The 19725-nt window shown below is 65.6% G+C and carries 14 protein-coding genes; 3 read left to right on the top strand and 11 right to left on the bottom strand.

Annotation, left to right across the window (positions count from 1 at the left end; all coding sequences use genetic code 11):
* Positions 1–6: 6 nt before the first annotated feature.
* Both BCL67_RS09645 and BCL67_RS09640 read right to left on the bottom strand, forming a co-directional pair.
* Positions 7–1545, bottom strand: a complete 1539-nt coding sequence (locus tag BCL67_RS09645; protein WP_106123236.1) for an aldehyde dehydrogenase family protein — start codon at positions 1543–1545, stop codon at positions 7–9.
* 157 nt (positions 1546–1702) lie between these two features.
* Positions 1703–2716, bottom strand: a complete 1014-nt coding sequence (locus tag BCL67_RS09640; protein ID WP_258174944.1) for an ABC transporter substrate-binding protein — start codon at positions 2714–2716, stop codon at positions 1703–1705.
* Between the two features lie 262 nt (positions 2717–2978).
* Between BCL67_RS09640 and add the strand changes: the two genes are divergently transcribed.
* Complete coding sequence (gene add / locus BCL67_RS09635) at positions 2979–4037, top strand: adenosine deaminase (RefSeq protein WP_106123234.1); 1059 nt, start codon at positions 2979–2981, stop codon at positions 4035–4037.
* A gap of 39 nt (positions 4038–4076) precedes the next feature.
* On the opposite strand, the gene BCL67_RS09630 is transcribed toward add, so the two are convergent.
* The 7 genes from BCL67_RS09630 to BCL67_RS09600 all read right to left on the bottom strand — a co-directional run bounded on the left by BCL67_RS09630 (position 4077) and on the right by BCL67_RS09600 (position 12396).
* The gene (locus tag BCL67_RS09630; protein ID WP_181255964.1) at positions 4077–5765 is read right to left on the bottom strand and encodes an adenine deaminase C-terminal domain-containing protein; all 1689 of its coding nucleotides are present in this window, start codon (positions 5763–5765) and stop codon (positions 4077–4079) included.
* Between the two features lie 105 nt (positions 5766–5870).
* Complete coding sequence (locus BCL67_RS09625) at positions 5871–6662, bottom strand: ABC transporter permease (protein ID WP_106123232.1); 792 nt, start codon at positions 6660–6662, stop codon at positions 5871–5873.
* On the bottom strand, positions 6662–7303 hold the full coding sequence (locus BCL67_RS09620) for an ABC transporter permease (protein ID WP_258174935.1): 642 nt from the start codon (positions 7301–7303) through the stop codon (positions 6662–6664). The genes BCL67_RS09625 and BCL67_RS09620 overlap by 1 nt, the downstream gene beginning before the upstream one ends.
* A gap of 224 nt (positions 7304–7527) precedes the next feature.
* Positions 7528–8316, bottom strand: a complete 789-nt coding sequence (locus BCL67_RS09615; RefSeq protein ID WP_106123294.1) for an ABC transporter ATP-binding protein — start codon at positions 8314–8316, stop codon at positions 7528–7530.
* 81 nt (positions 8317–8397) lie between these two features.
* Positions 8398–9474 carry an ABC transporter substrate-binding protein gene (locus BCL67_RS09610; protein ID WP_106123230.1) on the bottom strand — a complete coding sequence of 359 codons (1077 nt, stop codon included), beginning with the start codon at positions 9472–9474 and terminating at the stop codon, positions 8398–8400.
* A 46-nt stretch (positions 9475–9520) separates the two neighbouring features.
* Complete coding sequence (locus BCL67_RS09605; RefSeq protein ID WP_106123229.1) at positions 9521–10933, bottom strand: amidohydrolase family protein; 1413 nt, start codon at positions 10931–10933, stop codon at positions 9521–9523.
* Positions 10934–10986: 53 nt separating this feature from the next.
* Positions 10987–12396: an amidohydrolase family protein gene (locus tag BCL67_RS09600; RefSeq protein WP_106123228.1), complete on the bottom strand. Its 1410-nt coding sequence runs from the start codon at positions 12394–12396 to the stop codon at positions 10987–10989.
* A 177-nt stretch (positions 12397–12573) separates the two neighbouring features.
* Between BCL67_RS09600 and BCL67_RS09595 the strand changes: the two genes are divergently transcribed.
* Both BCL67_RS09595 and BCL67_RS09590 read left to right on the top strand, forming a co-directional pair.
* Positions 12574–13608 (top strand): XdhC family protein, encoded by a 1035-nt coding sequence (locus BCL67_RS09595; protein ID WP_181255963.1) that lies wholly within the window; start codon positions 12574–12576, stop codon positions 13606–13608.
* 3 nt (positions 13609–13611) lie between these two features.
* On the top strand, positions 13612–17640 hold the full coding sequence (locus BCL67_RS09590; RefSeq protein WP_106123226.1) for a molybdopterin cofactor-binding domain-containing protein: 4029 nt from the start codon (positions 13612–13614) through the stop codon (positions 17638–17640).
* A 17-nt stretch (positions 17641–17657) separates the two neighbouring features.
* Here the strand turns inward: BCL67_RS09590 and BCL67_RS09585 are convergent, their stop codons facing one another.
* Together BCL67_RS09585 and BCL67_RS09580 are read right to left on the bottom strand one after the other, a co-directional pair.
* Positions 17658–19064 (bottom strand): NtaA/DmoA family FMN-dependent monooxygenase, encoded by a 1407-nt coding sequence (locus BCL67_RS09585; RefSeq protein ID WP_106123225.1) that lies wholly within the window; start codon positions 19062–19064, stop codon positions 17658–17660.
* The gene (locus BCL67_RS09580) at positions 19061–19711 is read right to left on the bottom strand and encodes a nucleotidyltransferase family protein (protein WP_106123224.1); all 651 of its coding nucleotides are present in this window, start codon (positions 19709–19711) and stop codon (positions 19061–19063) included. Before BCL67_RS09580 ends, BCL67_RS09585 begins: the two co-directional genes overlap by 4 nt.
* Positions 19712–19725 lie beyond the last annotated feature (14 nt).

Below are 19725 nucleotides of genomic sequence, written 5' to 3'. Positions count from 1 at the left end.
GTCTCCTCAGATCACCGCGCACACGGTCTTGGACTCGAGATAGTTCGACAGCCCCAGGGTTCCGTTCTCATAGCCCCATCCGGATTCCTTGTGGCCACCCTTCGGAAGTTCCGGGGAGAAGTAGGAGTGACAGTTGATCCAAACGGTTCCCGCTTTGATCTGCGCAGCCATCCGGTGAGCACTCGAGAGCCCTTCGGTCCATACACTGGCGGCCAGCCCATAGCGGGAATCATTCGCCCAGCCAATGACTTCGGCGGGGTCATCGAATGGCGTGACCACTGCCACGGGCCCGAAGATCTCTTCGCGCATGAGCGGAGAGTCCTCGGCTACACCGCTGAGGACCGTGGGTTGAAAGAAGGTGCCTTCAGCTCCGCCCTGCTTTCCTCCCGTGAGCACCGAAACACCGGCGGCACGGCCAGCAGCCACATAGGAATCCACTCGATCCGCCTGAGCTCTGCTCACCAGGGGACCCAGGCCCGCGCCAGGGTCCATCCCGTGTCCCAGGCTCAGCGACTCCGCCTGTGTGACCATCGCTTCAAGCACCTGTTCGTAGACCAAGCGATGCGCGTAGATCCTCGAGCTGGCCACGCAGACCTGACCGCCGTTGTCGAAGATTCCCCGGGAGACCCCAGCCGCTGCGCGCGCGACGTCGGCGTCATCCATGATGATGGCCGGTGACTTCCCGCCCAGCTCCAGAGTGAGTCGCTTCAGATTGCTGCGCGCGTCGCCCACGAGCTGTTTCCCGACAGCAGTGGATCCGGTGAAGGTGATCTTGTCCACGCCCGGATGGGTGGCCAGTGCCGCTCCGACCTCCTGACCGAATCCAGTGAGGATATTGACGACGCCAGCTGGAACCCCTGCCTCGAGAAGCAGTTCGCCCAGGCGTAGAGCGGTCAAGGGTGTGTTCTCAGCAGGCTTGAGCACCACGGTGCAGCCTGCTGCGAGCGCAGGGGCCAGCTTCATGGCAGCCATCAGCAGCGGGCTGTTCCACGGGACGATGGCCGCCACTACACCGACCGGCTCTCGCACGGTATAGGCGAAGATCTGCTTATCCGGACCCTGCCTCCGCAGGGATGTCGGAACGGTGGTTCCCTCGAGAGCTCTAGCGGCCCCTGCGTAGTACCTGAATTGCGCGATTGCTCCTGGAATCTCACCGAACTTCGCAGTGGCGAGCACTTTGCCCTGATCCAGAGATTCCAGCGCCGCAAGCTCTTCGAGATTGGCTTCGAGCAGGTCCGCGATCCGCCAGAGCATCCGTGACCGATCCTCCGGCGTGCTTGCCGCCCACGGACCAGACTCAAGTGCGGTCCGTGCCGCAGCCACGGCAGCGTCCGCGTCCCGCGCGCTGGCCCTTGGCACCATGGCAAGTGTTCGGCCGGTTGCCGGATCTGCGCTGGGAAACTCGGCACCTTCGGCGGCCTCGGTCCACCTACCGTCGATCAAGAGCCCCTTGGGCCCCAGGGCGAGGAAGTTTGCGGCCGCCGTCGTGCTCGGTTCCACCGGATTGAAGGAAAGTCCGGCCAGCGTGTCTGGGATCGGAGTCATAGTCACTTCCTGGGAGATCAGCGCCGCGGGAGCTCCACTCGGAGGCCGCTACCCTGTCTCAGGAACTGCGCAGAACCTGAATCGTCACCGTCAGACGGGCGGGTGATGGCTTCTCCCGATCGGGTGACCGGGAGAAGCCTTTTCCTGTATCAGTCGATCAGTACTCGATGAGGTCCGGGTTCTCCTCGTAGACCTCGTTGATGAGCGTCATGTCGAAGATGTCGTCCGGGAGCTCATAGCCCACCGCTTCCACAGCCTCAAGGGTGTCGTCTACGGCCTCATCACTCATCGTGAGCAGGCCGTTTTCATCGGTCCATTCGTTGGTCATGAGTTCCATCTGACGCTCGGCCGTAAGCTGCTGGTGCTCCGGATCCAGACCTTGATCGGCGCCGTGATCCTCCACGGTCATCTCCACTCCGGCTTCCGGATCATTCAACGCGTCCTGCCAACCGCGAATGGTCGCTTCCAGGAAGGCCTTCAACTCATCGCGGTTCTCTTCGATGTTCTCCTCGGTGGTGACGATGGAGCCTGCGGCAAACGGCAGACCGTGATCGGCGAGCATCATATTCACGACCTCTGCGCCTTCGAGCTCGATCGCAGTCGCCTGGTTTGTTGCGAATCCAATGGAGGCATCGAATTCACCGGTCAACAGTCCGCCGGCGTCCCCCTGGATCGAGACGACTTCGACATCTTCTTCATCGATGTCATTGACCTCCAGGAAGGCATAGAAGGCTGGCTCGTTGCCGGGGGCGACGCCGACGGTCATGCCTTCCAGATCGGCCGGCTCTTCGGCGGGGTTGTCTGCGAGCGAGAAGATCGAGAAGGCGTTCTGCTGGAAGACCGAACCGATGATCTTGACCGGAGCATCTTCACCCTCGGCTTCGATCAAGGAGGCGGTGTCGATGGGGTTGGACATCGCGGCGAGGTTGTCACCGGTGACGAGCTGAGTTGCAGCCGGGGTGGCCGAAGGACCGCCAGATATCAGATTGACGGACTCGAAGCCGGCTTCCTCGTAGTAGCCGCTGTCCTCGGCAAAGTACATGCCTGCGAATTCCCAGGTCTTGACCCAGGAAAGGGGGATCTCCAGCGCTCCATAACTTGCTTCGCCGGAGGCCCCGTCTTCACTGTCCGCTGCAGCATCGTCGCCCGAACAAGATGTCAGCAGGAGCACGCCCAAGGCGGCCAGACCGGTGAGGCTATGTCGGTGGGAACGGGTGCGTGTATGCATTGAGCTACTCCTCATCAGTGATCCCCCGGTGGGAACACCCACACTCTATGAAACGAATATTTCACCCACTTCGCCCTCCTGTTACGCGCGGGTAAAAGGCGTGAAGCCGTGAAGACGTAATACATGAGTAACACTGTGCTGCGTAGAGTCGAGGCACTAAGAAACACTCGTTTCTACCTCGCTGGCACTGGAAAGGGGTCCTGTCGTGACCGATCTGCGCACCTACTTGCAGCTTCTTCCCAAGGCAGAGCTGCACTGCCACTTTGTCTCGACGATGCGCCCCGAAACGCTCCTGGAGCTCTGCCAGGCCCATGGGGTGCGGCTGAGGACCTTCGATCTCGATCAGCTCTTCGACTACTCCGGACTTGCCGATTTCCTCGATGTCTTCAACGCTGCTCACCTGGCTCTGACCACTCCTGAGGAGATTGCGCGGATTGCCTATGAAGGAGCGCAAGATGCGGTGGCCAAGGCAAATCTGCGCTACCGCGAGTACTTCGTGAATCCCGACAACCTTGTACGGGGTGCTTTTGGTCGCCCAGGACCGGGGATGGACTATCCCACTGTCATTGATGCCATGATCAGCGGCCTGAGCGCCGCCGAACGTGATTTCGGTGTCGGGTTCGGAATCATTATCGGGATCAACCGTTCACTCCCTGCTCATGCCGCCGTGGACCTGGTGCGCACCGTCGTTGCACATCCCAGGAATGAGGTGCTGGGAATCGGACAGGATGATCTGACGCCGGAGAAGTCTGAGGATCCGCTGCGTTTCGCCGAGGCGTACCGACTTGCCCGTGAGTCGGGACTTCGCTGCACCGCTCATGTGGGAGAGACCATGGAAGCCTCACCGAGTGATGTGGTCACCGCGGCAACCGAGCTTCAGCTTGATCGGATTGACCATGGTTATCGAGTGATCGATGATCCCGAGGCGCTCAGAGCGATCAGAGCCACGGGGCTCAGCTTCACCTGCACACCCCATTCCACCGTGATGCTCTCAGGCTGGGAGCTTACTCCTGAGCACAGGATCGCGCGCATGGTTCGGGCCGGTCTGCCGGTGACGCTGGCCACTGACGATGCAGTGTTCTTCAAGACGGACCTCGCCCGTGAGTATATGGAGGCGTTGCCCGCTCTGGGTATCACTGCGGATGAAGCTACCGCCATCGCGAGGCAGGGATTCATCGCCTCGTGGTGTCCGGACCAGCAAAGACAACGGCTGCTGGCAGATTTCGACGGCGCGGCCTTGGCCCTGCGGACGGCCCTGCTCTGAGCGTCACATCTCGCGTGGGGCGACTGTGAGTCGCGGTCGTCAGTCGTGGACGCAGGACTCGCTGGGTCCGGGAAGCAGGACGTCGATGAACTCTTGTGCTGGGGTGTCGATCAACCCCCATTCCGTGATGCCGTAGTCGGGCACCACGTACAGACCGACGAAGGACAGGATGATGAAGGGGGAAGCCATAGGACAGCCGAGTCCTGCCGCTGCGTGGTGAGCCCGCTCGAGCCTCTCGGCGGTCTCTTCGAAGCTGACCGCACTCATCATGCCGCCTACGGGTAGCGGCACAGTGGTGATGACTTTCCCGTGAGCCACGGCCACGTATCCGCCGCCCATAGTGCGCAGAGTGTCGACGGCGAGCAGCATGGATTCGTCGTCCACGCCCACCACAGCAATGTTCATATTGGGACAGTTCATGCTGATCGCGAGGGCGCCGTGGGTCAGCCCGAATCCACGGACGAAGCCTATGCCGGTGTCCGCTGTGCCATGGTGACGATCTACCACCGCAATCTTGAGCACATCCTGAGCGGGATCAGCCTGGACGTGTCCGTGCTGAACTGGCAGCTCTGCCGTGAAGGCCTGCTTGAAGTAGCCGTTGTACATCTCCATGGCTCGCACTCGCACCTGTCCTTCCGGGGTGGGTGCGCTGAGCACGAACATCTCGGGATCGAGGCTCTCGGGGAGTCGAATGGTGTCTGCAGTCCAGGCTGGCAGCTCGTCGGAATTCTCGAAGAGGGCCGAGCCGTCGCACGCCACGACCACTCCCCCGGCGAGCACCACGGACGGCAGCGCCTCGCGCAGATCAGGAATGATCTGGAGATCCGCGACACGCGAGGGTGCCACCACCCCAAGTATCTGGTCCAGACGGTAGTAGTGGGCCGGGTGCATCGTCGCCATACGGTACGCCATGAGGGGATCAATTCCGGCGTCCATGGCCTGACGCAGATGATGATCGATATGACCCTCCTGGGAGAGGTCCAGCACGTGCTTATCGTCGGCGCAGAAGCACAGGTTCTCCAGCGCCGGCTCCAATCCTTCGATGTCGGCGAAGATCTTGGTGGTGTTATCGGCCAGCGATGACGCCATCACGGTGATCATGGCACCAAGCCGCGTTCTCTCGAGCACTTCCGCCAACGTGGAGGAATTATGGTCATCGCTGACCCCGGCAGCCAGGTAACCCCAGAGTGACTCATGCGTCTGCGCGGCGGTATGTCCGGTGATACGCCTTCCAGCGGCGAGAGCAGCACGAAAACGGGCAGTGGATACAGCGCCGTAGTCGAAGGGATTGCCCTCGCCGAGGGTGAGTGTCGAACCCTGGTGAAGGCGGCCGTGCACCTCCTCTTCGGAGATCACCGCCCCTCCGCGTTCAAGCAAGTGGGAGGCCGGCGTAGTGGGTGATACCTGTTGGAAAATCCGGAGCGGAGTGTCGGTATGCAGCAGAAAATCCATTCCTGCGGTTCCCCAGACGTTCGCTGCTCCATTCGGGTCGGTCAGCACCGTCCCTGTTCCCCTGGCTAGGCTCAGCCGAGCCAGTTCACCAGGAGTCAGGTTCGTGTATTCGATGTGCAGGTGAGCGTCTATATAGGTGGGCACCACATGCTGACCGTGCGCCGAGAGCTCCTGGCCGGCCGTCGAGAAATGCTCCCAGGGCGTGAGCGCCGCGATATGGCGACCCGCGATGACCACGTCGCACTGCAGCCATTCCTTGGTCCCCGGCGAGAGCACCAGGCCTCCGCGGATGATCAGATCTGGGGTCCGCCTCCCGACGGCAACCTCACGCAGGACCGCCAGCTCCTCCGAGCTTGGATAGAGGAACTCCTTCTCACTCATCTATGCGTCCAGCCCCATCCCTGTCCGACGAGCCACCACGCGTTCAACAACACCAATGACCGAATACAGCAGCAGCGAGGCGAGAGTGACCACCAGCACCGAGGCCCAGAGCCGGTCGTACTGCGTATTGGCGATCGCTTGGAAGATGCCATAGCCGATCCCATCCCCGGTAGCCAACCATTCCGCCAGCAGCGCTCCGGTGAGAGCTCCAGGGATAGAAACCCTGGTGGCGGTGAAGAAGGAGGGAACGGAAGCTGGCATCGCCACTTTGCGCAACACCGTGGCTGGGCCTCCGCCATAGACCTGGACCACCTCCGACATTGCAGGTGAGGTGGAACGCAAACCTTCTACGATCGTCACCAGCGCCGGGAAGATGACGACGATCGTGCCCATTGCCGCCACGGACAGCCAGTCCCGGCCAAAGATGAGGACGATGATGGGAGCCATCGCAACCAGCGGCACCGAACGGCAGATCATCGCCAGCGGCATCATGGCCGCTTCGAATCCCTTGAAGAGCTGAAACATCATCGCCACTACCAGCGCGACGAGCAGACCCGCGGTGAACCCGATGAGCGTATCGACCATGGTGATCTGAAAGTCCGACCAGACAAGCGCAAGGTTCTCAGCGGCGGCCTCTTCGACAAAGAGGTACTCGTAGACATCCAGCGGACCTTTGCCGATGATCCCGGAGACATCGAAGAATGCCAGCAGTCCGACCCAGGCGATGAGGATCAGCGCAAGCGAGATGACCAGATTCCCCAGCGGTTTGAGAAGCGTGAGGGTCTTTTGCATCAGGATTCCTTTCCTGCCCACGGAGTCGCCAGGCGCCCCGCGAGCGCGATCACCGCATAGGCCGCCCCGGCGACGAGAACCGCCACCAGCGCAAGCGCCCAAAGCCGATCAACATTCAGGGTTTCCTGAGCGCTGACCATCGCAGGCCCCAGACCACTATCAACGCCACCCACGAACTCACCGAGGATGGCTCCGAGGACCGAGGCGGGGGCCGCGATCTTCAGCGCGGTGAAGATATACGGCACTGCCGTGATCAGCTGAACCTTGACCAGTTGATGAAATCGATTGCCACCCGCAACGGCGATGACATCGAGACCCGAGGGATCAGCTGCCTTGAGGCCCTGGATAGTGGTCACTACGGTGACGAAGTACACGGAGAGACCCGCCAGCACGGCCGCCGTCATGGACGGTTCTCCGCTGATGGGTGGACCAGCCACGGCGAAGATCACCGGACCGATCGCGATCAGCGGGAGGCAGTAGGTGATGACTGCAAGCTGCGTCGCAAGTCGCTCGAGCCAGGGAGCAAGCAGGACCAGTCCCGCCGTAGCGACAGCCAAAGCGTTGCCGACGGCAAAACCGATACCTGCCTCGGCCAATGTGACCGATGCATTGCGCCAGTAGAAGGAGAATCCATCGGTCACGAGCTGCTGCAGGACCTCAGGTGGAGTGGGGACTGCCGAGACGTTCCCACCTGCGCCACGACCCACAAGGTTCGCAGCGCCGACGACCCACCAGACCACCAGAACCACGAGCAGGCCCATGGCACCGGGAGCCCAGCGCGGGAGCGTGAAGGAGGACGGGCGAGCCGGCGCCGACTTGACGCTTGAAGCGGCTGTTGGCTCGGTCCCCACCGCTGAGCCGTGACTCATGAGACACCACTTTGGTCCCGTTGCCCGAAGAGCAGATCGGAAGCGTGGTCCACCAGAGCGTGGAACTCTGGGGTGCGCTGCATCTCGGGCGTGCGTGGACGCGGGAGGTCCACTTCAAACACCTCTCGGATGCGACCGGGACGAGCGCTCATGACCGCAACGACATCAGAGAGGAAGATCGCTTCGGCGATGCCGTGGGTGACCATCAGCGTCGTCGCAGGCTTCTCGGTCCAGATCCTCAGGAGCTCCATGTTCAATCGCTGCCTGGTCATGTCATCCAGTGCCCCGAAGGGTTCATCGAGAAGCAGAACCGAGGGTTTCACGACCAGTGCCCGCGCAATCGACACCCGTTGACGCATACCTCCGGAGAGCTGAGCAGGACGCGCCTTCTCGAAACCTTTGAGTCCCACCAGATCCACGAGGCCCTGGATCAAGCCAGGCTCGGGCTTGATCCCCGCCACTTCCAAGGGCAGCCGGATATTGGAGACCACACTTCGCCAGGGCAGCAGAGCCGAGTCCTGGAAGGCAATTCCCAGGTGGTTGCCCGCTCGGAGCTCTGCGGGTGACTGGCCATCCATCCGAAGTTCGCCTGAGCTGGGCTCCTCCAGACCCGCGAGCATCCGCAGAATCGTGGATTTGCCGCACCCGGATGGTCCCAGCAGTGAGAGGAAGGTCCCCCGCCCGGTGGCAAGGTTCACGTCCTCCAAGGCGGTGACCTGCTTCGACCCTGAACCGAAGATCTTGCTCAGACCGCTGAGGCTGATGCCGTCCCCGGTCAAGTGCATGCTGTCGGTGTCCACAGCGGGGTTGTGGGTGCTGGTCTCTGCTATCACGTCGTACTCCTTGCTAGTTCTCGCTTAGTGTCTTCACGGAAGCGGATGTTCGATGAGATCAGGGTTCTCTTCGTAGATCTCCTCGAGAAGACTGAGATCGAACAGATCTTCGGGCACGTCATAGCCCACTGCTTCCACGGCGTCGAGAGTGTCGGAGATCGCGTCGTCTGACATCGTGAAGAGGCCGTTCTCCTGGGTCCACTCCGAGGCGATGAGCTCGGCCTGGGTCTCAGCGGTCCGCAGCTGGTGGTCATAGTCGAGGTTCTGGTCTGCCGCGTGGTCTTCGACGGTGGTCCGTGCTGCCTCTTCAGGGTCCGCGAGCGCATCCTGCCATCCTCGGACGGAGGCCTCCAGAAATGCCTTGAGCTCCTCACGGTTCTCTTCGATGTTCTCCTCTGTGGCCACCAGCGAACCACCGGAGAAGGGCAGTCCGTGATCCACGAACATCATGGATTCGACGTCGTAGCCAGCCATCTCGATGCTGATCAGCTCATTGGTGGCGAAGCCGAAGTACGCGTCGATCTCACCATTGAGGAAGGGCTGCGTATCGGCCTGGATGGAAGCCACCTCCACTTCGCCATCGAGGTCGTTGGCCGCGAGGAAGGCGTTGAACACCGGCTCATTCGCCGGAGGGACACCGACGCTCATACCGATGAGGTCATCCGGCTCTGTGGCCGGATTGTCACTCATCGTGACCACGGTGTAGGGAATGTCCTGGAAGACAGAACCGATGATCTTCAACGGTGCGTCCTCACCCTCTGCTTCGATGGTCGAAGCAACCAGCAGCGGATTCGACCAGCCGACGAGGCCCGCGCCGGAAGCTACCTGCACGGTGGAGGGTGTTGCTGATGGTCCGCCGGGGATCAGGTTGACCGATTCGAACCCGTTTTCCTCGTAGTACCCGTTGTCGATGGCTTCATAGAGGCCGACGAATTCTGCGGTGTGCAACCAGGACAGCGGAACGTCGATTGAACCGTAGTTGGCATCCTCAGACGCTTCGTCCTCGGCGGCGGCTCCTTCGCTGCAGGCCGAAAGGGCCAGCAGCCCGAGGCTGATCGTTCCGGCTGTGACGCTGCGGGCCCACGGGGTGTTTTTGCGAAGTGTGCTCATTGGTCTCTCCTAGATGTCAGTGACGTGTTGGGTGCAAGATCCGGGTTCAAACCCGGGCGGCAGAGTCTTCAGACCCTCGTGCGGTGATTGCTGCAGCTTCTCCTGCTTCCACTGCAGCGAGGTACTGGCTGCGGCGTTCGAAGAGACCGGGAACGGCCCGGCGTGCTGCTTGGATGAGTTCCGGCAGTTCAGCGCTCAGAAGCTCCCCATCTCTGGTGATGACCTGGCCGTCGACCATGGTGAGGCTGACGTCGCTGCCACGGACGGCGTGGACGAGGTTGTGATGGATATTCGCGTAGCGCCCCTCGGAGAGCAGCGGTGTCATGCGGGGAGTGTCGGTACGCACCGCGATGAGATCCGCCTGTTTGCCGACTTCTACCGAACCGATGCGGTGGTCCAGGCCCAGCGCGCGAGCTCCACCGATAGTTGCCATGGTCAGCACCTCCCAAGAATCCATCGCTGCTGCGTCCATGCTTCGCAGCTTTCCTAGCAGTGATGAGACTTTCATCTCCTCGAACATGTCCAGGTTGTTGTTCTCCTTTTCCCCGTCCGTGCCGATGCCCACAGGTATTCCTGCGGCCAGCATGTCTGCCACGGGCGCCATTCCGCTGGCGAGCTTCATGTTGCTCACTGGGTTGTGCGCCACCCCAGCCCTCTGCGTGGCCATATAGGCGATCTCCGATTCGTCCAACCACACGGCGTGCGCCAGGACAGTACGCGGAACATCAAAGAAACCGAGATCTTTCAAGGCATGCACGGGCCGCTTGCCATACCGAGCGTGGAACTCGGTGACGTCCAGCTGGGATTCACTGCAGTGCGTGTACAGACCGGTCTCGTATTTCTGTGCCAGCTCCACTGCGCGCGCCATCCCGGCATCGTCGGCGTAGAAGGGGTGTTCCAACCCGACCCAGGGGATGATTCGTCCGTCTCCGCGGCCTGCACCGGGGCCCCAGGTCTTGAGCATGCGTTCGTTGTCATCGAGGGTGTCGAAGTAGTTGTGCTCAGGGTGCTCCCCGACATAGTTCACCGTCACGAGGCGATTACCGAGCTGCTCGGCGGCCTCAGCGCAGCCGTCCATATAGCGCCACATATCGACGGTGGTGGTCGTCCCGGCGAGAAGCCCCTCTGCGTAACAGAGATACGCGGCAGTCTGGGCTTCATCGGCGCGCAGGACTCGGTGCATGGGGTCGATATGGACACGGAGCCACTCCCAGACAGGCAGATGCTCTGCCGTACCGCGAAGGATCCCAGAATGGTGATGTGTGTTGACCAGTCCTGGCATGAGGACCTGATTATCGAGACGAACCTCGGTGACACCGTGATTCTCGGCGCGGAGCTGTTCCACAGGCCCCACTGCGGCAATGACGCTGTCCTCGACAAGAACAGCATGTCCGGCGACGACCCCCAGAGGAGAGGTCATGGGAACGAGGAGATCCGGAATGTAGAGGGTCAGTGTCATGGGGGGGGCCTTTCAGCGGCTGCGTGGTGCTGCGGTGGACGTGAACTGCAAGATCAATCGAGGCCCTGCATTGTGCGTGCGGCGGCGCGATGGCGCGGGAGGATGTTTTCGAGACCGGCGAGCTTCAACTCACCGGATTCAATGAGTGCCTTTCCGTCCACAAAGCTGTGCCAGGCACGGGCGGGTCCGGAGCGCACCCACGCCTCGACGGGGTCCGTGAAGGCCCCGGTCTGAGACAGCGGGGCTGATTCCCACATCACCAGGTCCGCACAGGCCCCGGGACGCAGATGCCCGATCTCGTCAGCCCAGCCGAGATTCGCCGCGCTGCCCAGGGTTGCCATATTCAATGCTTCCCGCGCGGAGAAGGCGGCAGGTCCTCCGCGGTGTCGAGCGAGCAGGAGTGCTCCGCGAGTCTCCATCCACAGGTTGGCAGAGTCGGCTGAGGCGGAGCCGTCGCACCCGATTCCCACCGACATGCCCATCGATCGCAGCGCTTTCGCGTCGGCCGCGTCTCCGCAGATGATCATGTTCGAACTCGGGCACTGGGTCGCGCTGACCCCGGCAGCAGCCAGACGGCGGTTCTCCTCCTCAGTGCCGTAGACATAGTGGGCCACCCAGGAGCGCGGGGTGGCCCAGCCGACGTCTTCGAAGTACTCCACCGGGCGCCGGCCGTAGACCTCCAGCGCGTAGGTGTCCTCGTCCTTGTCCTCCGCCAGGTGGGTGTGCAGCCGCACGTCGTGCTTCTCGGCGAGCTCGGCGGTGGCTCGCATGATCGACTCGCTGACCGAGAACATCGAGCACGGCGCCAGCGCCACCCGGGTCATCGCTCCGGGGGCCGGGTCGTGGAAGGTGGAGATCAGCCGTTCGGAGTCGGCGAGGATCGTATCCTCGTCCTGGACCACCGACTTGGGCGGCAGCCCGCCGTCCTCGACCGAGCGGGTCATCGAGCCGCGGTTCGCCATGAAGCGGAACCCGATCTCGGTGGTCGCGGTGATCTGCGCATCAATCAGATTCGGCGTCGGGTGGACGTACATATGGTCCGAGGAGGTGGTGCATCCGCTGAGCAGCAGCTCCGCACAGGCCACATAGGTGGAGAGGTAGGTGGACTCCTCGTCCAGCGCCGCCCAGCGGGGATAGAGCGTGGTCAGCCATTGGAAGAGGGTGCCGTTGATCGCCGGCGCGAAGGCCCGCGTGAGGTTCTGGTACATGTGATGGTGAGTGTTCACCAGGCCCGGGGTCACCAGCCGGCCTCCCGCGTCGATGACGCGATCCGCCAGCGGCGCTGCCTGCGTGGAGGGCCCCGCGCTCATGACTCGGCCGGCGTCGAGCGCGATCCAGCCGCCGTCGATCTCACGGCCGGCCTCCAGCGCCTGCTGCTGGGCGTCGGCACCTGCGCCGGAAGCCTCGAGCACGATGTAGGCGTTGGTGATCAGCGTGTCGACGCGGGTCTGGGCGGGGGGCATCCGTCCTCCTGAAGGTTGATTGGCCCCAACCTATGAAACGGATGTTTCTCCATTCATCCTGCCCGGTTACGGACATGTAAATGCCGATCTTGTAACGGCCCCGTAACCCGCACCTGCCTATGCTGGAGGCCGATTCCCGCACTTTCGCGCATGCCGATCCTTGGAGGAGGAGACCCTGTGCTTGATCGCATCAGCTCCTATCTGGACTGCTTCGAGGATCCCGAGAACTGGGCCGTGGCAACGATCGTTTCGGTCCGCGGCTCCTCTCCGAGCCCGGTCGGGACGTCCATGGCGGTCTCAGCGGATCTGCGCATCATCGGGTCGCTCTCCGGCGGCTGCGTGGAGTCAGCCGTCGCAGCCTCCGCACAGGACGCGATCGCCGCGGGGGGCATCCGACGCGAGTCCTTCGGGCCCGACGGGACCCCGTTCGGCGCCGCGGGCCTTGGCGTCGCACTGACCTGTGGCGGCGAGATCGAGGTGCTCATCCAGCCGCTGGCCACTGCCGATCTGGCAACGATGCGGGAGCTGGCCAGGCAGGATCCTCGCAACCCCGCCACGCTCACCCGTGACCTCGAGGCTGCCGACGGGTCCCGATTCACCGTGGCGGAGCGCCGCGCGGGTGCGCCACGACTGATCCTCAGCGGCGTCCACGACTTCTCCTTCCATCTGGCTCAGCTCGGCGTCCAGGCCGGCTGGCGCGTGGAGCTGGTCGACATCCGGCCTGCCTTCGCCACCCTCGAGCGGGTACCCGCCGGCGCCGAGCTGCACCTGGGCCATCCGGCCAGCGTGATCACCGATCTGCTCCGCCAGGATCCGGATGGGGAGTCCTGGACCGGCATCTGCGTGATGACCCACCACCCTGATCTCGACGTGCCGGTGCTCGACGCGGCGCTGCGCTGGCAGACCCCCCCGTCCGACGACGACGTCGCCCGCTGCTTCATCGGCGCCATGGGCTCGCGCAGCTCAGCCGCACGCCGGGACGCCGCACTGGCCGAGCTGGGCCACAGCCGATCCGCCCGCGACCGGGTGGTCTCACCGCTGGGCCTGGACCTGGGCGCGCAGACCCCCGCTGAGGCGGCAGTCTCGATGATGGCCCAGCTGATCGCCGCGAAGAATGCGCCCGCCAGCGGGGCACCCCTGACCCGGTGCAGCGGTCCGATCAACATCTCTCGGCCGCGCACCGCGAGCCTCATCGATGAAATGGCAGTGTGAAGCGTGGACATCACCAGCGTTGAGAAGACCCTGCACACCACGGACCCGGACGTCTTCTCCCCCGGCGACTCCTGGCTGGCCGGGGGCACCGTGCTCTACTCCTACGGCTACGACTTCACCAACCCGGCCCCGCGTCGGCTCCTGGACATCACCACGGCCGGCTGGGCACCGCTGACCTGGCACGACGGGACGCAGGCGGCTGCTGGAACCGAGGCCGAGACGGATGCCGGCTCCGAGGCGGAACCTGGTGCCGGGGCCGCAGGGTGGACCGGGCTGGAGATCGCCGCGACCTGCACGATCGCGCAGTTCCACGCCGCAGCCGCGGAGCTGGCGGCACACCCCTCCAGCACCGCAGGACCGGGCCAGCTCGCGGAGCTGCCGGGGGTGCGGCTGATGGCTCCGGCCGCCGAGTGCTTCGTCGCGTCCTGGAAGGTGTGGAACACCTCCACGGTGGGCGGCAATGTGGTCACCGCGCTGCCCGCGGGTCCGATGACCTCCTGGCTCAGCGCGATGGAGGCCACTGCGCTGATCCTGTGCCCCGGCGGCACTCGACGCACGGCGGAGGTCTCCGAGCTGCTGCGCAAGACCGGGCACACCTGGCTGGCTCCGGGCGAGCTGATCCGGGCGTTCTTCGTCCCGGCGAGGACCCTGGCCCGACCCACCCTGATGGTGCGCGAATCCCTCACCCGCTACGGTCGTTCCGCGACGCTGCTGCTGGCCTCCCCGGTGCCCGCGGAGACTGCCGGCGCCGCCGCTCCCGGCAGCTCAGAGCCCGGCGCCATCCGGCTGACCATCACCGCCAGCACCGTGCGCCCGGTGATCCTGCAGCTTCACCCCGGCGATGACGTGGCCGAGGTGATCCGCACGCAGATCGACGAGTCGCTGTGGAACGACGACGTCCACGGCGATCGCGGCTGGAGGATCGAGTCCACCATCAGGCTGGCCGCCGAACTGCGCGAGGAGCTCAGGGCGCTCCCCCGCGACGGCGGGCCGCAGAACCCCCTCGCACCCACCACGGCGCTGCCCGAGCCGAGTTCGACTCTGGCGACCCCCGAGACCGGCGCCGCAACCACCCCGGCGCAGGTCACGGTGGACGGGACGTCGCTCACCCTCGACGCGGCTCCGGGCCAGTGCCTGCGCACCTGGCTGCGCGATGCCGGCGCCTCCGGGGTCAAGCGCGGCTGCGATGCGGGAGACTGCGGCGCCTGCACGGTGCACCTCGGGCAGCCCGGCGAGACACCCACCGCGGTGCACAGCTGCATCATCCCGGCGGAACGTGTCGCCGGGGCAGAGGTCACGACCGTTCAGGGGCTGAGCCCTGAGGCCACGGCCCGGGCCAAGGGCCACCATGACCCCCAGGCCACGGGCGACCATGATCCCCAGGCGTTGAAGGCGGCCCTGCATCCGACCCAGCGGGACTTCCTCGACGCCCACGGGTTCCAGTGCGGCTACTGCACGCCGGGGTTCCTGATGACCGCCACGGCGCAGGGCCCCTACTCCCCGGACCCCGGGGCTGAGACCGACCCGGAGCACCCGGACACGCTGCGCCGCTTCAAGGGAAACCTCTGCCGGTGCAGCGGCTACTGCTCGATCAAGGACGCACTCACGCAGACGCCGCGGGTCAGCGCCGAATCCGGTCCGGGGAAGAGCCCGAGGCCTCCCGCCGGACCCGCCGTGGTCACCGGGACCGCGGCCTATACCTTCGATGAGGCCGGCGAGCGCCCCGAGGAACCCCCGTTGCACCTGGTGGTGATCCGCTCCCCGCATGCCCATGCGCGGATCCGGAGCATCGACGCCGCCGCGGCCCTTGCCTCCCCCGGGGTCCTCGCTGTGCTGACCCACGCGGACGCCCCCGTCGAGCTCTACTCCTCCGCGCAGCACGAACTCGTCGAGGATGACCCCGCGGACACCCGGGTCCTCGATGACGTGGTCCGGCACGTGGGACAGCGGGTCGCCGTCGTCGTCGCCGAGACCCGGCGGCAGGCCGAGCGCGCAATCGCCCTGGTGCAGGTCGACTATGCGCTGCTGCCCGCGGTGCTGGACCCGCGCCAGGCACAGCAGGACTCCGCACCGGCGATCCACGGGGACAAGGACTCGGCCACGCACCGGATCCTGTTCCCGCAGAAGAACCTCATCGCGATGGCGTCCAGCTCTCAGGGTCAGGCCGCTCAGGAGCTGACCCGGCTGCACCAGGCCCACACGTCGGCCGAGTCGGCCGGCCCGGATCCGACGCTCCACGACTCAGACGGCGGCGACTCAGACAGCACCGGCTCAGACGGCACCGGCGGCGCCGCCTACTCGGCGAGCTTCCAGACCCACCGCACCTCCCATGTGGCGCTGGAGACCCACGGCGCCCTGGGCTGGATCGACGAGCTGGGCCGCTATACGCTGCGCTCCTCCACCCAGGTGCCGTTCCTGGTCCGGCGCACGCTGTGCCGGATCTTCGGGCTGGCGCCGGAGGCGGTCCGGGTGTTCGCGCCCCGGGTCGGCGGCGGCTTCGGGTCCAAGCAGGAGGTGCTCACCGAGGACCTGGTGCTGCTCGCGCTGCGCACCCTCAAGGCGCGCGGCATATCCCGGCCGGTCCAGCTGGAGCTGACCCGTTCCGAGGCGCTGGCGGCGACCACCACCCGGCATCCGTTCCAGCTGGAGGTCTCAGTCGGCGCCTCGGCGCAGGGCAGGCTGCAGGCGCTGCAGCTGAAGGTGCTCTCCGACACCGGCGCCTATGGCAATCACGGGCCCGGGGTGATGTTCCACAGCATCACCGAGTCCATGCAGCTCTACTCCGCCCCGCACAAACAGGTCCACGCCGAGGTCGTCTACACGAACAATCCACCGGCCGGGGCGTTCCGCGGGTACGGGCTGAGCCAGACCACCTTCGCCGTGGATTCCGCGATGGACGAGCTGGCCCGCCGGCTCGGTGAAGATCCGCTGCGCTTCAAGGCCGCGAACATCGTGGCTCCCGGGGAGGTCCTCTTCGGCGCCGAACACGACGACGTGGCCGCCGACGTCGATGGATTGCAGCAGTGCCTGCAGATCATCGGCGACCAGCTGCGCACCGGTGAGCTCACCGCCGCCGAGCGGTCCCAGTGCGAGCGGCTGCTGACCGAGGAGCGCCACGGGCCGTTCGGCAGTGGCACGTCCATCGCCGGCGCGCCTCCCCGCAAGGATGCGCCCCGCGGGGACTGGTCGGTGGGCACCGGCACCGCGGTGGCCATGATCGACACCGTCCCGCCCAACGGGCACCACTCCCACGTCACCGTCACCGCCCAGGGCGATGGACGCTACCTGCTCAAGGTCGGGACCGCGGAGTTCGGCAACGGCACCTCCACGGTGCACCGACAAGTGGTGGCCGAGGTGCTGGGCACCACCACGGAGAAGATCCAGCTGATCCAGGCCGACACCGACGCGGTGCGCTTCGACACCGGCGCCTTCGGCTCCACCGGCATCACGGTCGGGGTCAAGGCCTCCCATGCCGCCGCGCAGGACCTGCTGGCGAAGCTCTCCGCGGATCCCGAGGCGGACCCGGTCGGGATGACCGGTGAGGGCACCTGGGCCGGGACGCCGCGTTCGGTTTCCTTCAACGTGCAGGGCTTCCGGATCGCCGTGGACCGGCGCAGCGGGACCCTGTGCATTCTGCAGTCGGTGCACGCGGCCGACGCCGGGGTGGTGCTCAACGAGGCCCAGTGCCGCGGCCAGATCGAGGGCGGGGTCGCCCAGGCGCTGGGCGCGGCGATGTTCGAGGAGCTGGAGATCGACGACGACGGTCAGGTCACCACCGACATCCTGCGCAACTACCATGTGCCGCAGATGGCGGACGTGCCGCGCACCGAGGTGCACTTCGCGAAGACCCACGATCCGATCGGCCCGCTGGGCGCGAAGTCGATGTCCGAAGCCCCGTTCAACCCGGTGGCTCCGGCGCTGGGCAATGCGATCCGGGACGCGATCGGGCTGCGGCTGACCCGCACCCCGTTCCGCAAGGACCGCATCGCCGCCGCGCTGCGCAGCGCTCAGACCCGCGAACCGGTGGCCTGAGACCAGGTGCTCTGCGGCTAGACGCCCTGCGGCGCGGGGCGGACCTCAGGGATGGGGTGGTCCGCGCCGAGCCGGGCCCCGGGCTGCTCGCGGATCCGTTCGCGCAGGGTCACGTTCTGGTGCTTCACCGGGAGCAGGCCGCGCTGCCGCAGCACCGGCATCACCAGCTCGGAGAAGGCGCGCAGGTCGCGCGGGTCGTAGACCGGTTCGAGCAAAAAGCCGTCCAGATCGGTCTGCTCGACCAGCGCCTGCAGCTGGTCCGCCACCTGCTCGCCGGTCCCGACCACCGTGAAGCCGCGGGTTCCGCGGCCGCGCAGATCATCCAGGATCTCGCGGACGGTCGGTGCCGGCGCGCCGTCGCCGCCGAGGAAGCGTTCGATGTTGCTGATGCCCATCTGTCCGGCCGGTCCGGCGTCGCCGTCGAACACCTGGTGCAGAGTCCTCTCGGGATCCAGGGCCAGCAGGTCGATGCCGGTGTTCCCGGCGTAGAGCGTCGCGGCGATCTCGTCGGTCTGCATCGCGAGGAACTCCTCCTGCAGCTGCACGGCGGTCGACTCGTCTGCGGCGACGAAGACCGTGAGCCCCGCCATGATCTTGAGCCCCTGCGGATCGCGGCCGGCCTGCACGGCCTGGGCCCGGATATCGGCGATGTTGGCTGCCGTGTGCGCGGGGGTGGTGGCCTGGACGAAGACGCATTCCGCGTGGGCGGCGGCGAAGGCGCGTCCCTTGGGTGAGGTCCCGGCCTGGAAGAGCACGGGGGTCCGTTGTGGGGTGGGCGGGGCCGTGAAGTAGCCGGAGGAGCGGTAGTGCTCCCCGGCGTAGTCCACCCGGTGGATCCCCTCGCGGCGCAGGTACTGGCCGGTGCGCCTGTCCGCACGGACAGCGTCGTCGTCCCAGCCCTGTTCCAAGTACTTCGCCGCGATCTCCACGTATTCCGAGGCCATGGCGTAGCGGGTGTCGTGGGGCAGCATCTCGGTGTGCCCGAGCAGCTTGGCCACGGCGTTCTGCGAGGCGCCGGTGACGATGTTCCAGCCGATCCGGCCTCCCGTGAGCTGGTCCAGGGTGGCGAATCGGCGGGCCAGCTGGACCGGGTGGTCCATCCCGGTGCTGGCGGTGACCACGAACCCGAGGCTGGTGGTGTGCTGGGCGAGGACCGGGATGATCATCGCGGGGTCGTAGCCGGAGAAGTTGATCCCTCGCTCCACCGCCACATCCGAGATGTCCTCCCCGATCATGGGATACCCGTAGCCGTCGGCGAAGAACAGGAAGTCGAAGCCGCCCTCCTCGAGGATCCGAGCCACCTCGATCCAGTGCTCGGTGTCGGCGAAGTTGATCTGGTCGCTGAGTTCGTGCGGCCAGCTCAGCGTCCCGCCCACCTGGGGCCCGTACACCTCAAAGGCCCCGAAGTGCATCTGCTTGGTCATCTGGTCTCATTCCTCGTGTCGGGCTCCCAGCGGGAGAGGTCCTCGGGCGTATCGATGTCGCCAGGTTCCGCAAGTTCGCTGATGTCGACCGCGTCGATGAGCTCCGGGTGTGCGCGCAGGTAGCTGCGGGCGCCTTCATCACCGGTGGCGAGCCTCGCGGCCTGCTGCGCCGTGCCGAGGTCGAACACCACCGGATGGGTCGCGGCGCCCCCGACCAGGCCGCGGGTGATGCGCCCGGGGGTGTGGGCGTGGAGCACCCGGCGCAGCGCCGTGGAGCTGATGCCGGGCTGGTCCACCAGGACGACGGCGACGCGTCCGGCCCCGCGTGCGGCGGCGGCGCGGACGCCCGCCCGGAGGGAGGCTGCGAGCCCCTGTTCCCAGTCGGGGCAGTCCACGATCTCCGTGGGCGACAGGTGAGGCTCCTGGCTCAGCGCGGCGCGCACCTCCGGTGCTCGGTGACCGAGGATCAGCAGCGGAGATGTCTCAGCCGCCCGGGCGCTGCGCAGGGCGCGCCGTGCCAGGGTCTCGCCGCCCACGCGGAGCAGCGCCTTGCCCTGCCCGCCGAGCCGAGTGCCGGCCCCGGCCGCGAGGATCACGGTCACGTCCGGACCCGTGGTCACATCGGGACCCGTGGTCACGCCAGGCATCGCAGCACCTTCCG

It is taken from the genome of Nesterenkonia sandarakina (assembly GCF_003003175.1).
GTDB lineage: Bacteria > Actinomycetota > Actinomycetes > Actinomycetales > Micrococcaceae > Nesterenkonia > Nesterenkonia sandarakina_A.
This window is presented reverse-complemented; position numbering and strand designations above follow the sequence as displayed.

Coding starts and splice junctions, on each gene's coding strand:
- BCL67_RS09585 (WP_106123225.1), bottom strand. CDS start 19,064: ATGACCAAGCAGATGCACTTCGGGGCCTTTGAGGTGTACGGGCCCCAG.
- BCL67_RS09610 (WP_106123230.1), bottom strand. CDS start 9,474: ATGAGCACACTTCGCAAAAACACCCCGTGGGCCCGCAGCGTCACAGCC.
- BCL67_RS09600 (WP_106123228.1), bottom strand. CDS start 12,396: ATGCCCCCCGCCCAGACCCGCGTCGACACGCTGATCACCAACGCCTAC.
- BCL67_RS09625 (WP_106123232.1), bottom strand. CDS start 6,662: ATGCAAAAGACCCTCACGCTTCTCAAACCGCTGGGGAATCTGGTCATC.
- BCL67_RS09605 (WP_106123229.1), bottom strand. CDS start 10,933: ATGACACTGACCCTCTACATTCCGGATCTCCTCGTTCCCATGACCTCT.
- BCL67_RS09580 (WP_106123224.1), bottom strand. CDS start 19,711: ATGCCTGGCGTGACCACGGGTCCCGATGTGACCACGGGTCCGGACGTG.
- BCL67_RS09615 (WP_106123294.1), bottom strand. CDS start 8,316: ATGCACTTGACCGGGGACGGCATCAGCCTCAGCGGTCTGAGCAAGATC.
- BCL67_RS09645 (WP_106123236.1), bottom strand. CDS start 1,545: ATGACTCCGATCCCAGACACGCTGGCCGGACTTTCCTTCAATCCGGTG.